Annotated in this window: 13 protein-coding genes; 10 read left to right on the top strand and 3 right to left on the bottom strand. The window is 70.6% G+C overall.

The genetic code is table 11. From position 1 onward, the window contains the following. Window positions 1-252 precede the first annotated feature (252 nt). From guaA to ABCR83_RS24495, 5 genes are all read left to right on the top strand, one after another. Window positions 253-1,851: a glutamine-hydrolyzing GMP synthase gene (gene guaA, locus ABCR83_RS24515; RefSeq protein ID WP_462697332.1), complete on the top strand. Its 1,599-nt coding sequence runs from the start codon at window positions 253-255 to the stop codon at window positions 1,849-1,851. A gap of 114 nt (window positions 1,852-1,965) precedes the next feature. Beyond that, window positions 1,966-2,820: an alpha/beta fold hydrolase gene (locus ABCR83_RS24510; RefSeq protein WP_462697331.1), complete on the top strand. Its 855-nt coding sequence runs from the start codon at window positions 1,966-1,968 to the stop codon at window positions 2,818-2,820. 93 nt (window positions 2,821-2,913) lie between these two features. Then, on the top strand, window positions 2,914-3,525 hold the full coding sequence (locus ABCR83_RS24505; RefSeq protein WP_462697330.1) for a Uma2 family endonuclease: 612 nt from the start codon (window positions 2,914-2,916) through the stop codon (window positions 3,523-3,525). A gap of 80 nt (window positions 3,526-3,605) precedes the next feature. Then, complete coding sequence (locus ABCR83_RS24500) at window positions 3,606-4,415, top strand: class II aldolase/adducin family protein (RefSeq protein ID WP_462697329.1); 810 nt, start codon at window positions 3,606-3,608, stop codon at window positions 4,413-4,415. A gap of 200 nt (window positions 4,416-4,615) precedes the next feature. Beyond that, complete coding sequence (locus ABCR83_RS24495; protein ID WP_462697328.1) at window positions 4,616-5,140, top strand: DoxX family membrane protein; 525 nt, start codon at window positions 4,616-4,618, stop codon at window positions 5,138-5,140. A 30-nt stretch (window positions 5,141-5,170) separates the two neighbouring features. Here ABCR83_RS24495 and ABCR83_RS24490 read toward each other — a convergent pair whose 3' ends face one another. Next, the gene (locus ABCR83_RS24490) at window positions 5,171-5,464 is read right to left on the bottom strand and encodes a hypothetical protein (protein WP_462697327.1); all 294 of its coding nucleotides are present in this window, start codon (window positions 5,462-5,464) and stop codon (window positions 5,171-5,173) included. Continuing rightward, window positions 5,451-6,818 carry a PspC domain-containing protein gene (locus tag ABCR83_RS24485; RefSeq protein ID WP_462697326.1) on the bottom strand — a complete coding sequence of 456 codons (1,368 nt, stop codon included), beginning with the start codon at window positions 6,816-6,818 and terminating at the stop codon, window positions 5,451-5,453. The genes ABCR83_RS24490 and ABCR83_RS24485 overlap by 14 nt, the downstream gene beginning before the upstream one ends. A 130-nt stretch (window positions 6,819-6,948) precedes the next feature. On the opposite strand from ABCR83_RS24485, the gene ABCR83_RS24480 reads away from it, so the two are divergent. From ABCR83_RS24480 to ABCR83_RS24465, 4 genes are all read left to right on the top strand, one after another. After that, window positions 6,949-8,496 (top strand): serine/threonine-protein kinase, encoded by a 1,548-nt coding sequence (locus tag ABCR83_RS24480; protein ID WP_462697325.1) that lies wholly within the window; start codon window positions 6,949-6,951, stop codon window positions 8,494-8,496. A 79-nt stretch (window positions 8,497-8,575) separates the two neighbouring features. Next, window positions 8,576-9,886 carry a PspC domain-containing protein gene (locus tag ABCR83_RS24475; RefSeq protein ID WP_462697324.1) on the top strand — a complete coding sequence of 437 codons (1,311 nt, stop codon included), beginning with the start codon at window positions 8,576-8,578 and terminating at the stop codon, window positions 9,884-9,886. Continuing rightward, window positions 9,883-10,575: a LuxR C-terminal-related transcriptional regulator gene (locus ABCR83_RS24470; RefSeq protein WP_462697323.1), complete on the top strand. Its 693-nt coding sequence runs from the start codon at window positions 9,883-9,885 to the stop codon at window positions 10,573-10,575. The genes ABCR83_RS24475 and ABCR83_RS24470 overlap by 4 nt, the downstream gene beginning before the upstream one ends. A gap of 230 nt (window positions 10,576-10,805) precedes the next feature. Next, window positions 10,806-11,810 (top strand): alpha/beta hydrolase, encoded by a 1,005-nt coding sequence (locus ABCR83_RS24465; RefSeq protein ID WP_462697322.1) that lies wholly within the window; start codon window positions 10,806-10,808, stop codon window positions 11,808-11,810. A 25-nt stretch (window positions 11,811-11,835) separates the two neighbouring features. Here the strand turns inward: ABCR83_RS24465 and ABCR83_RS24460 are convergent, their stop codons facing one another. Then, window positions 11,836-12,903: a C40 family peptidase gene (locus ABCR83_RS24460; protein ID WP_462697321.1), complete on the bottom strand. Its 1,068-nt coding sequence runs from the start codon at window positions 12,901-12,903 to the stop codon at window positions 11,836-11,838. Window positions 12,904-13,183: 280 nt separating this feature from the next. Here ABCR83_RS24460 and ABCR83_RS24455 point away from each other — a divergent pair, with 280 nt between their 5' ends. Further along, entirely contained in the window at window positions 13,184-13,537 is a 354-nt protein-coding gene (locus ABCR83_RS24455) for a hypothetical protein (protein ID WP_462697320.1), read from the top strand. Window positions 13,538-13,569: the final 32 nt, after the last annotated feature.

The raw sequence follows: 13,569 nt of genomic DNA, 5'->3' as shown, positions 1-13,569 counted from the left end.
TTGTGGATCTTGTGGATCACGCCCCTCGGCCGGCCCCGGAACCCCGCACATACGACAGGCGCCCCGGGCCTTGGCCGGCCCGGGGCGCCTGTGAAGTCGTATTGCTCAGTGGCTCAAGCAGCACGACCGTGGCAGCCGGACGGGCCGGTGCCATAGGTAAAGAGGGTGCTGAAGCGCTTGAACATGGGGGCCAGTATGGGCCCGTTAGAATAGAAAGTCCAACCCCCGTTTCACCGCCGGAAGGCCGCCGAAGTGCCATCAGCGTCCCCAGCCGCCGCCCACGACAACACCGCGGAGCCGGTGCTCGTCGTCGACTTCGGCGCGCAGTACGCCCAGCTCATCGCCCGCCGCGTCCGCGAGGCCCGGGTCTACAGCGAGATCGTCCCGTCCACCATGCCGGTGGCCGAGATGCTCGCCAAGAACCCGAAGGCGATCATTCTGTCCGGCGGTCCCTCGTCGGTCTACGAGGAAGGCGCCCCGCGCCTCGACCGCTCCCTCTTCGAGGCCGGGGTCCCCGTCTTCGGCATGTGCTACGGCTTCCAGCTGATGGCCACCGCCCTCGGCGGTACGGTCGACAACACCGGCGCCCGGGAGTACGGCCGCACCCCGCTGCACGTCTCCAAGCCCGGCTCGACCCTCTTCGAGGGCACGCCGGAGGAGCAGTCGGTGTGGATGTCGCACGGCGATGCCTGCTCGGCCGCCCCCGAGGGCTTCACCGTCAGCGCGTCCACGGATGTCGTACCGGTCGCCGCCTTCGAGAACGACGAGAAGAAGCTCTACGGCGTGCAGTACCACCCCGAGGTCATGCACTCCACCCACGGCCAGCTGGTCCTGGAGCACTTCCTCTACCGCGGCGCGGGCATCGAGCCCACCTGGACCACCGGCAATGTGATCGAGGAGCAGGTCGCCGCGATCCGCGAGCAGGTCGGCACCAAGCGCGCCATCTGCGCACTGTCCGGCGGTGTGGACTCCGCGGTCGCCGCGGCGCTCGTGCAGAAGGCCATCGGCTCCCAGCTCACCTGTGTCTATGTCGACCACGGCCTGATGCGCAAGGGCGAGACCGAGCAGGTCGAGAAGGACTTCGTGGCCGCGACCGGCGTCCAGCTCAAGGTCGTGGACGCGCAGCAGCGCTTCCTGGTCGCCCTCGCCGGGGTCAGCGACCCGGAGGAGAAGCGGAAGATCATCGGCCGGGAGTTCATCCGGGTCTTCGAGCAGACCCAGGCCGAGATCATCGCCGAGGGCGACGAGAGCGGCGAGAGCGTCGAGTTCCTTGTCCAGGGCACGCTCTATCCCGATGTCGTCGAGTCCGGCGGCGGCACCGGCACCGCCAACATCAAGTCCCACCACAATGTGGGCGGCCTCCCCGAGGACCTCGAGTTCAAGCTCGTCGAGCCGCTGCGCCAGCTGTTCAAGGACGAGGTCCGCATGGTCGGCCAGGAGCTCGGCCTGCCGGACGAGATCGTCCAGCGCCAGCCCTTCCCGGGTCCCGGCCTCGGCATCCGCATCGTCGGCGAGGTCACCCGCGAGCGCCTGGACCTCCTTCGCGAGGCCGACGCCATCGCCCGCGAGGAGCTCACCGCCGCGGGCCTCGACCGCGAGATCTGGCAGTGCCCGGTCGTCCTGCTCGCGGACGTCCGCTCCGTCGGCGTCCAGGGCGACGGCCGCACCTATGGCCACCCGATCGTGCTGCGCCCGGTCTCGTCCGAGGACGCGATGACGGCCGACTGGTCGCGGCTGCCCTATGACGTGCTGTCGAAGATCTCCACCCGGATCACCAACGAGGTCCGCGATGTCAACCGCGTGGTGCTGGATGTCACCAGCAAGCCGCCGGGGACCATCGAGTGGGAGTGACCACTTGCCTGACCGCGCCGCCCCTCGCCGTACAACGGCGAGGGGCGGCGCGGTTTTGGGTATGCTGAACTCCGAATGCGAGACGAAACGTCTCGTGCTGGTGGGGGGAGTTTCATGCGAACCGTCGACCTGGGCTCCGGAGTGCGGCTGTGGACCGAATCCCGTGGGGACGCGGGCGCTCCGCCGTTGCTGCTGATCATGGGCGCCAACGCATCCGGCTTGACCTGGCCCGAGGAGTTGGTCGACGTCCTTGCCGAGCGGTACTTGGTGATCCGCTACGACCACCGCGACACCGGCCGCTCGACCTGGGCGTACGAGCAACGCCCGTACCGCATCACCGATCTCGCCGATGACGCACTGGCGGTGCTCGACGCGTATGGCGTGGAGCGGGCGCAGCTGGTCGGCATGTCGATGGGCGGGGTACTGGCCCAGCTGCTGCTGGCGGACCGTCCCGAGCGGGTGGCCGGCGTCACCCTGATCGGTACCTGCGCGGCCAGCGAGGCGCCGCTGGTCGATGCGGACGGGACGCGGACCCCGGTGGCGGAGCTGCCGGGCCCGGATCCACGTCTGCTGGAGCTGTGGTCGCAACCCGTGGAAGACCGCGGGCCCGAGGACGAGCTGGAGCGGCGGGTGGCGCACTGGCGGCTGCTCAACGGTGATGAACTTCCCTTCCATGCCGAGGAGTTCCGTGAGCTGGAACGCCGGATCATCGAGCACACCGGTCACCATGAGGCACCGACCGCGCATGCGCTGGCCGACCAGTCGGGGCTGGTGCGTACGGAGGAGCTGGCGCGCAATGCGGTGCCGGTGACGGTCGTCGAGGCGACCGCCGACCCGGTGTTTCCGCCCACTCATGCGCGCCATCTGGCGCAGGTGATCGCAGGGGCGCGGGTGGTGACGGTGCGGGGGATGGGGCATGCGCTCGCGCGGGAGTGTGTGGAGGTGCTGGCGGGGGTGGTGGGTCAATGACGGGGGGCTCGTTCATTCGTCCGGGCGGCGGCGAGGCCGTTTACGGTCGGTAGGGTGGTCGTATAGGCGAGACTCAGTCACATGGGAGCAACCATGAGCGCCGCACACGAGTACGGGCTGGACGAGCACTATGAGTGGGCCCGTCCGCCCAAGGGTGGCTGGACCGCGGACGATCTCGATCGGCTTCCGAATCTTCCTCCGCACACGGAGCTGATTGACGGGAGTCTGGTTTTCGTGAGTCCGCAGACAAACTTTCACTCGTACGCCATGCGTCTGCTGGACAACGCTCTGTTGGCGCAAGCGCCGGAAGACCTGTACGTCATCCGGGAGATCACCGTCAAGATCAGCAAGCGGGACCGGCCGGAGCCCGATGTCCTGGTGGTGCGCGCCGATGCGGTGATCGGCCCGAAGCAGACCTGGTATGCACCTGAAGACGTAGTCCTCGCCGTGGAGGTCGTATCCGAGGACTCCGAGGAGCGTGACCGCCAGGCCAAGCCGCTCAAATATGCGGCCGCAGGCATCCGGCATTTCTGGCGCGTGGAGGAAAACGACGGCCTGCCGGTCGTCTATGTCTACGAGGTGGACCCGGCCACCCATGTGTACGCCCTGACCGGCATCTACCACGAGCAGCTGAAGCTGTCCGTCCCGTTTGACATGGAGATCGACCTCACCGCCATCAACAGGCGCCCCGGCAGGGGAAACTGACCCGCATGCCCCTGGCCCCCGGCCATACCCGGCGGTAGCTTCCGGTCCATAGCCATGGACCAGCCGGAGGAGCGCCACCGATGTCCGAGCCGCAGCACACCGCACCCACCCCGCCCGCGCCCATACCCACCGATCAGCTCCGGTTCGCCATGCCGCCGGAGCACAAGCCCGTTGTGGATGAGCGCCGTTACCGCAAGGAGCGCCTCGCGGCGGCGCTGCGGCTCTTCGGGCGGTTCGGGTTCGAAGAGGGCGTTGCGGGCCATATCACCGCACGGGACCCGGAGTTCACGGATCACTTCTGGGTCAACCCCTTTGGGATGTCCTTCAAGCACATCACCGTCAGCGACTTGATCATGGTGAACCACCAGGGGCAGGTCGTCGAGGGCCGCCACCATGTCAACCAGGCGGCGTTCGCCATCCATTCGCAGATCCACCGGGCGCGCCCGGATGTGGTGGCCGCCGCGCACAGCCACTCCACCTATGGCCGGGCGCTGTCCGCGCTGGGGGAGTTGCTGGAGCCGATCACTCAGGACGTCTGTGCGTTCTACGAGGACCATGCGCTCTTCGACGACTACACGGGCGTTGTGGTGGACGAGGAGGAGGGCCGCCGCATCGCGGTCGCCCTCGGCTCCCACAAGGCCGTGATCCTGCGCAACCATGGGCTGCTGACCGTCGGGGACTCGGTGGACGCGGCCGCCTGGTGGTTCATCACCATGGAGCGCTCGTGCCAGGTGCAGCTGGCCGCGAAGGCCGCCGGGAAGCCGGTGCACATCGACTCGGCGAATGCGAAGCACACCCGTGACCAGCTGGGCAACGACCTGGTGGCATGGATCAACTACCAGCCGCTGTATCAGCAGATCACCCGCAGTGAGCCGGAGCTGCTCGGCTGATCCGCGCCGGACGCCGCCTCCGCCCATCAGCGGGGGCGGCGCCGAGGCCGAGGAACGGCCCGGCCGAGGGTGACGCGGTTTTCCACAAGCGCGGGGCCGTCCACAGGGCTGAGCGCGGCACGCTTCTTTTCCGTATGGTCGAGTGACGGCGAACACCAGGACGGAGCCGGAGCTCGAGGACGAAGGGGTCGGTGGGCGGTATGACACTCCTGGGACGCGGGAAGACGGTGGGCGGCGGCGCGGACCGGCGGTCCGCTGTATCCCGGTATGCACTGCTTCCACTGCGGATCTTCCTTGGAGTCACCTTCCTCTACGCGGGGCTCGACAAGCTCACCGATTCCGCCTTCCTGGCGAGCGGCGGGCCGGGCTCGATCGGTGAGCTGATGCACTCGGTGCATGGCACGGCGGCAATCCCGGGCCTGGTGGACCTGGCGCTGAAGAGCCCGGTCGGCTTCGGCTACGCGATTGCCATCGGCGAGCTGGCCGTGGGGATCGGCACCCTGTTCGGAGTGTTCGCCCGCCTCGCGGCGGCCGGTGGGGCGCTGATCTCACTGAGCCTGTGGCTGACGGTCAGCTGGGTGGCCACCCCCTACTACTACGGCAATGACCTCGCCTATCTGATGGCGTGGCTGCCGCTGATAATCGGGGGCGCGCCCCTGCTGTCGGTGGACGCGGTGAGGTTGCGCCGCGGGGGGCGCGCCCGGCAGGGCGCACTGTTCGGCTGAAGGCTGTGTTGCTGATGGTTGGGGTGCCGTTCAGTCGGGTGTTCCGACGGGGGAGTCCGCCCCTCGCGCCCGGCGGCGGCGTCGTATCGCATAGGTGAGCGAGGAGAGGAGGCCGGCGAGGCACAGACCGGCGGCCAGCACGGGCAGCAGCAGATAGGTGGGGAAGCGCCACCAGCCGCCCGCCGCACCGAGATAGGCCAGGCAGCCGCCCAGCAGCAGCAGGCCGATGAGCAGCCTGCCTGGCTCGAAGCCATGGCGACCGGGACCAGGGCGACCGGGACCAGGGTGACCGAGAACAGGGCGGTTGGATTCATGGCGTCGCACGGGTGACCTCCACCTGGCCGATACCGGTCTTGAGCCGCAGCTCCAGCGTGCCGCGCGAGGCATGGCCGGCGGGCGGGCTCAGGGTCAGGTGCTTGCGCTGCGCGGGCTTGATGTCCACATCGCCGCGCCCGGTGCCCGGCAGCTGGATGTAGCCGAGGCCGACCTCGACGGTGAGCTCCGCCGTGATGTCCTCGGGGATGACGACTTTCAGCTGCCCCGCACCCGCCTCGGCGCGCGTGCTGACCGTCGGCGCCGTCGGCCCGCCGTCCTTGGGGCCGACATTCTTGGGCTCGCCGCGCTTGTTCCAGGGCAGTCCGGTCAGGTCGAGCAGGCCGACGCCGCTGCCGATCCGGTACTCCGGCTGTACGGCGGCCGCGCTGGTCGGGCGCCAGGTCGACCGGGTCCACTCGGCGGTGACCGACTTGGGCAGGGCGGCCGCGCCCGTCAGCAGCACCGCGGTCAGCACCGCGAGGACGACCGTGCCGCCGCCCACCCGCCCGTACCACGAGCTGACCGCCAGGCCGATGCCGTAGACACCGACCGCGCAGGCCAGACCGATCTCCAGCGTGGTGCCCAGCGGCCGGCCGCCCCAGGACAGTTCGATGCCGATCCAGCAGGCGACGGCGGCCAGCAGCGTGGTCAGGCCGCCGAGCGGCCGCCCCTCGCGGACCCGGCGCACCCGCTCCGGGACGGCGGCCTGCGCATCATAGGGGCCGTCGTCCGGGCCCCACAGATATCCCGCGTCGGCGCCCGCAGACGAGTGCGCGCCGTCCTTGGCGACCGGGTCGCGCCACCAGGACGGGGCGCCGGGCGGCGGTGGTGCCAGCGTCTCCGGCGGGGCATCCGGTTTCTGGGTCTTCTGCGCCTTGGGCGCCCCGTACACGGCGGCCGGGGCGGCCTCGTCGGCCTCGGTCACCCGGCGGTGCCGCGACCAGTAGGACGAGCCTATGAGGGCGAACGACAGCATCAGCGAAAAGGCCATGGCGCCGCTGTTGTTGAGCATCGACAGGAACAGCCCGCACCCCACCAGCGCGCACAGCACCGCCGTCAGCGCCGGACCCTCGATCCGCCCCGACAGCAGCCGACGGCCCTCGTTCTCCTCCTCGCCCTCCAGCGGGATCAGCAGCCAGGCGAAGCCATACACGATCAGCCCGAGGCCGCCGGTGGCCGCCAGCACCCCCAGGATCACCCGGAAGATCACCGGGTCGAGGTCGAAGCAACGGCCCAGCCCGCCACAGACTCCGGAGATCACCTTGTGGTCGCGGCTGCGCCGCAGCGGCGCCCAGGTGCCCTGCGGGGCACCCGGGGGGCCGTCCGCGGGCTGCGCGTTCTCGGTGGGAGGTGCGTCGGTCATGGGGACATGGTGTCAACCGGAACACGAGTGCGGCATCCGTGGTGACCCTGGCCGTTCCCTGAGATCACCCCTGAGAGCGGGCCCGGTTAGGGTTGCTGGTCGAACGCATGGGCGGAAACCGGGGGGTGCGGTGTCTGAGTCAGCCAGCGGTCGGCTGCTCGCCGGACGGTACCGGCTCCTCGAGCGCATAGGCCGCGGCGGCATGGGCACCGTCTGGCGGGCCGAGGACGAGCTGCTGGCCCGTCAGGTGGCGGTCAAGCAGCTGCACGTCCCGCCCGGCCTGACGGACGACGAGCTCGCGACCCTCCACGAGCGGACCCGTCGCGAGGCGCGCAGCGCGGCCCGGATCAGCCACCCCAATGTGGTCGTCGTCCACGATGTGGTGGAGGACGACGGACAGCCGTGCATCGTGATGGAACATGTGCCGTCGACCACGCTCGGCGATGTCCTCAGGGCGGGCACCCTCTCCCCGGACGAGACCGCCCGGATCGGGCGCGGCATGATCGCGGCGCTGCGCGCGGCCCATGCGGCCGGAGTGCTGCACCGCGACGTCAAGCCCGGCAATGTGCTGCTCGGCGAGGACGGCCGGGTGGTGCTCACCGACTTCGGCATCGCCTACTCGGCCGGGAGCTCCACCCTGACCAAGACCGGCGAGATGGTCGGCTCGATCGACTACATCGCACCGGAGCGGGTCAAGGGGGCGAAGCCCAGCCCGGCCGCCGACCTGTGGGCTCTCGGCGCCACCCTCTACCAGGCGGTGGAGGGGCAGACTCCGTTCCACCGGGACACCCCGGTCGAGACGGCCTATGCGATCGCCGCGGACCCGCTGGAGCCGCCGCTGAAGGCCGGGCCGCTGACCCGGTTGATCGTGACCCTGCTGACCAAGGACCCGGACCTGCGGCCCCCCGCCGAGCTGATTGAACAGATCCTGCGCGAGCCGGCCGCCACGCCCACCACGGCCCGGATGAAGCGGCCCGGGCCGGTGCCCCGCCCCGAGCCGACGCCCGCCTCCGGGACCGGGACGGAGCCCGCGCGGGCCGGCGCCCGGGCCCGCACCGCGCTGTGGGCCGCCGCGGCGGCCGTCGCCGCGGCGGGGCTCGCGGTGGGTGCGTACGTCCTGACCCCGGACGGCGGTCCGGACGGCGACGACGCGACGCCCGCGCCCCGGCCCACCGGCTCGGGTGCGGCCCGGCCGGGTACCCCGGCCCCGTCCCGGGCCGCACCGTCGCCGCCGCGCGGCTACCACCTGGTCGACGAGGAGCGGCTCGGCGTCTCCTTTCCCGTGCCGGACGGCTGGACCCGCAGGGAGAAGTCGGCGGTCGAGGTCCGCTATATCGACCCCACCGGGCTCGTCGGCCTCAGGGTCAATGTGCTGGACTTCGCGGGCCCCGACCACGTCCGGCACTGGAAGGACGTCGAGGAGCAGCTCAAGACCAAGGTGCGCGGCTATCGGCGGGACCGGTTGCAGGAGACCACCTATCGCGGCGGGCCCGCGGCCGTCTGGGAGTTCAGCTTCACCGGCCGCGCCCGTGAATACCGGGCCATCGACCTGGGCTTCGGGCGTGCGGGCGGCGACGAGTACGCCATCTATCTGTCCGCCCCCAGCGTCGACTGGGACCGCCACCGGCCCGTCTTCGACGCGGTGCGCGACGGGTTCCGGATGCGGGATCGGCACTGACACATCGGGGCCGGAAGCCCGGGTCTGATCAGGGACGACCCCGATACCGCGGCGGGCCCGGGCATGTGACGATCGAGGCATGACCGGCGCATCGACGACGCAGCCCCGCCCCGGCGCCGCATACGCGCCGCCCGCCACCGACACCGCCCCCCTGCGCAAGCTCTACCGCAGCGCCGAGGGGCGCATGCTCGGCGGCGTGGCGCGCGGGCTCGCCGGGCACCTCGGGGTGCCCGTGTCATGGGTGCGGCTGTTCTTCCTGGCGCTGCTCATGGCGCAGGGCATGGGCGCCTTGCTATATGCGGTGTTCTGGTTCGTCGTGCCGCTGGGCGTCGGCGGGGTGGAAGCGCCCCGCGCGGTGGACAGCGAGGTCGCCGCCGACGGGCGCAGACACTTGTTCGCCCGTAAGCCGGACCGGGGGCAGGTCTTCGCCCTCCTCGCGCTGATCGTCGGCGCCGCGATCCTTCTCGAGCGTCTCCACCTCGGCCGCGCCAATGTCTATGTCTGGCCGCTGCTGCTGATAGGAGCGGGCGTCGCGCTCGTCTGGCGGCAGGCCGACAACGCCCGCCGCGCCCACTGGATGGAGGTCAGCCGCCGCAAGCGCGTCCTGCCACTGGCGCGGGGCGCCGCCGGAGTCCTGCTGGTCGGCGCCGGGGTGACCGGCATCGTCGTCCTCCAGGGCTCGGCGCAGCACCTGGGCACCGTGCTGCAGGCGTCCCTGGCCGTGCTGGTCGGCATAGCGCTGCTGGCGGGCCCCTCGGTGGTGCGGATGACCCAGGACCTCTCGGCCGAGCGGACGATGCGCATCCGCGCCCAGGAGCGGGCCGAGGTCGCTGCGCATGTCCACGACTCCGTCCTGCACACCCTCACGCTCATCCAGCGCAATGCCGAGGACTCCCGCGAAGTGGCCCGCCTGGCCCGGGCCCAGGAGCGGGAGCTGCGCGCCTGGCTCTACAACCCGGAGGGCCGGGGCAAGGACGAGGCGGAGGAGCCCGAGACCCTGGCGGAGGCCGTCAGGGCCGCCGCCGCCGAGGTCGAGGACTACCACGGGGTGCCGGTCGAAGTCGTCGTGGTCGGCGACTGCCCGCTCGACGAGCGGCTGCGGGCACAGCAGCAAGCCGCCCGCGAGGCCATGGTCAACGCGGCCAAGTACGGTGGCGACGGCGGGGCCGTCCAGGTCTATGCCGAGGTCGAGGGGCGTACGGTCTTCATCTCGGTGCGCGACCGGGGGCCCGGCTTCGATGTGGACGCGGTGCCCGACGACCGGATGGGCGTCCGCGAGTCGATCATTGGCAGGATGCAGCGCAACGGCGGCACGGCGCGGCTGCGGTCCGTGCCCGACGGGGGGACCGAAGTGGAGCTGGAGATGGAGAGGGCGGAGCAGACGTCATGACGAACGGGACGGCGGCAGAGCCAGTGGAGCGCCGGGCGCGGGTCGTGCTGGTGGACGACCACCGGATGTTCCGCACCGGTGTGCAGGCCGAGATCGGAGCCACCGACCGCACGGGCGTCGAGGTCGTCGGGGAGGCCGCCGACGTCGACCAGGCGGTCACCGTCATCACCGCGACCCGTCCGGAGGTCGTGCTGCTGGACGTCCATCTGCCCGGCGGCGGCGGAGTGGAGGTGCTGCGCCGCTGCGCCGCGATGACGACCGCCGCCGAGGCGCCGGTCCGCTTCCTCGCGCTGTCGGTGTCCGATGCCGCCGAGGACGTCATCGGCGTCATCCGCGGTGGCGCCCGGGGCTATGTGACCAAGACCATCACGGGCACGGACCTGATCAATGCGATCTTCCGGGTCAAGGAGGGCGACGCCGTCTTCTCCCCGCGCCTGGCGGGCTTCGTCCTCGATGCCTTCGCCTCCACTGACGCCCCGCCGGTCGACGAGGACCTCGACCGCCTCACCCAGCGCGAGCGCGAGGTCCTGCGCCTGATCGCCCGCGGCTATGCCTACAAGGAGATCGCCAAGCAGCTCTTCATCTCCGTGAAGACGGTGGAGTCCCATGTCTCGGCGGTACTGCGCAAGCTGCAGCTGTCCAATCGCCATGAGCTGACCCGCTGGGCGACGGCCCGCCGCCTGATCTGAGGACTTTGAGGGGAACCGTCACGTTCGCTGTACCGTCTACCTAATCGAACGAAAGGCTCTCGACAACGCAGGGCCGCGGCCCGTCCGGGCCCGACAATCCGGAGATCGAGAGCCCGATGAGCCTGACGGGGACGCCCTTTTTCCTGACCACGATCATTTTGACCGTGATCGCCCTTGTGCTGCCTCTGGTCCTTTGGTCCAGAATCGGCGGACCACGGCCGCTACGGCATGTGGCCCGCTTCATCATGCTTCTGTTCGCCCAGACGACCGCGATAGCCATGGTCTTTGTGGCCGTCAACAACGCCAACGGCCTCTACGACAACTGGGAGGACCTCCTCGGCACCGGCAACCACGTCCAGGCCGCCGCGGACCTCGGGCCGGACGGCACCGGCGGCAAGAAGATGAAGGACTTGCCGAAGGTCAGGCAGAAGTTCAAGCCCGTCTCGGACGACCGCATGGGCGACGGCGTTCAGCAGACGAAGCTCAAGGGCCAGATATCCGGAGTCGAGGGCGAGGTCTACGTCTGGCTGCCGCCGCAGTACCACGACCCCAAGTTCAGGCACAAGAAGTTCCCGGTGGTGGAGGTGCTGCCCGGCTTCCCCGGTTCGGCCAAGGCGTGGTTCGGCAGCCTGAACGTCAACTCCCAGCTCAAGCCGATGATGGAACAGGGCGAGGTCGCTCCGTTCATCATCGTCGCGCCGCGCACCACGCTCCTCACCAGTGGGGTCGACACCGGCTGCGCCAACATCCCGGGCACGGTCAACGCCGACACCTGGCTCAGCTTCGACGTCCGCAAGATGGTGGTCGACAACTTCCGGGTGGCCGAGAAGCCCGACGGCTGGGCCGTGGCCGGCTACTCGGCCGGCGCCCACTGCGCGGCCAAGCTGGCCATCGCCCACCCGGACCGTTACCGGGCCGGGGTGAGCCTGTCCGGTTACAACGACCCCATCAGCGAGCGCGTCTCGCTCACCGCCAAGTCCCGCCAGTTGCGCGACGAGAACAACCCGCTGAAGATGCTCCAGCGAGCCAAGACCCCGCCCAAGGTGGCACTGTTCATCTCCGGCCAGGAGCGTGACGGCTACCTGGGCGGCATGGCGCTCAAGAAGGCGGCCAAGCCCCCCACGACCGTGCAGGTGGAGAAGATCCCGCCGGGCGCGGGCGGGCACCGCACCTCGGTGTGGAAGACCCAGGTCCCGGAGGTCTTCCGGTGGCTGACGCGGCAGGTCACCTACTAGCGCGTACCAGGGCGCGGGAGTCGGCTCAGACGGGCCGGGCCGCCCCGGCGAAGGGCATCGAGTCGACCGGCGCGATGCGCACCGGGGCGCCCGGATGCGGGGCATGGATCATCTGTCCGCCGCCGATGTAGATCCCCACATGGCTGATGCCGGAGTAGAAGAACACCAGGTCGCCGGGCGCCAGCTGGTCCCGGCCGATCCGCTGTCCGGCATTGATCTGGGTGTAGGTGGTGCGCGGCAGCGATACGCCCGCCGCCTGCCAGGCGGCCTGCGCCAGCCCTGAGCAGTCGTACGCGGAGGGCCCGGTCGCCCCCCACACATAGGGCTTGCCCAGCGCCGCATAGGCGAAGGCGACGGCCTGTGCGGCGCGCGCCGAAGGCGCCCGCAAGGCGCTGCGCGGCGCCGTGCGGGCGGCCCGGGCCGCCGCGTTGTCGGGCGTGGCGGGGGCCGCGGCCGGGTCGCCGCTCTCCACCGCGGTCCGGTCCGCCGAGGGCAGCTGGGGCAGCAGCCGCTTGGCTGCCTCCAGCTTCGCCTCGATGGTGCGCTTGTGGTCGGCGAGCGCGGACTGTTCCCGCTGGATCTCGCCGAGCTTGGCCTCGGCGACGGTACGGACCTGCCGCACCTCCCGCAGGTCCTGGCGGACCTGGTCGACGGCGGCCGCCTGCTGCTCGCCCTCGCGGTCGGCCAGCGACGCCTGGTCCAGGAAGCGCTGCGGCGTGGAGGAGAGCAGCAGCCGCACCGTGGACGGAATGCCTCCGTCGCGGTACTGGGCGGCGGCGTACGACCCCAGGGCGTTGCGGGCCGAGTTGAGCCGCTCGGTCTTGCGGGCCGCCTCGTCCTGCAGCCGGTCCAGGACGGAACGGGCCCGGTCGGCCCGCTCCTTCACTCCGTTGTACTGCTCGGTCGCCACTTCGGCCTGCCGGTAGTAGCGGGAGATCTCCGTCTTCAGCTGCTCCGGGGTCTGCCGGGGCGCGGCATGGCCGGTGCCTTCGAGGGCGGAGGCGGTGGCGGCACCGGCCAGCGCCAGGGTGGCCGCCGTCCGGGCGGTGCCGCCGACGAGCGGGTGCTGCTTGGGCTTTCGGTGCGACGCCACGGTGGCCGTCACTCCCTTCCGGTCCGGCAAGTCCTGACCGGCGGTGGCCCGTACGAGGGGGGAGAGAGCGGGCCACCGCCGTCTGGGGCAGGACGCTAAACCGCGCGCTGCCGCGGTAACGCGCATGACCGCAAATCTCCGAAATCGGTGGTGAATCGACTGGTGATGGTCAGCTGGTTCCGGCCCGTACGGAAGGATCGGGTCCGCACTTGACCGAGCTGGTGAACCCCTCCCACCTGGCGGCGAGTGAGTGGTACGCACCCGGCTAGGGTCGGGCCCCATGGATGTACTGATTCACGCCGTCCTCGGCTTGCACATCGTGGGCATCGCCGCCCTCCTCGGCGGCTTCCTGACCCAGCTGAAGGCCATGGGCAACGGCGAGGCGCGCATGGTCCCGGCCATGTTGCACGGCGCGCTGACCATGCTGGTCACCGGGGTCGCACTGGTCGGCCTCGACCAGGCCGCCGACCACCGGGTCAACACCGTCAAGATCGGCGTGAAGCTCGCGCTGCTGGTGGTGATCCTGGGCCTGGTGTACATCAAGCGGGACGAGGAGAAGGCCGAGACCGCCGTGTTCGGCACCGTCGGCGGGCTGACGGCCGCCAACATCTTCATCGCGGTGCTGTGGACGTAGTCACGCTCTGGCCGAACCTGGACCGGCTGTCG

Source organism: Streptomyces xingningensis, assembly GCF_054957865.1.
Note: the sequence above shows the minus strand (reverse complement) of the source record. Positions and strands in the feature narration are given on the sequence as shown.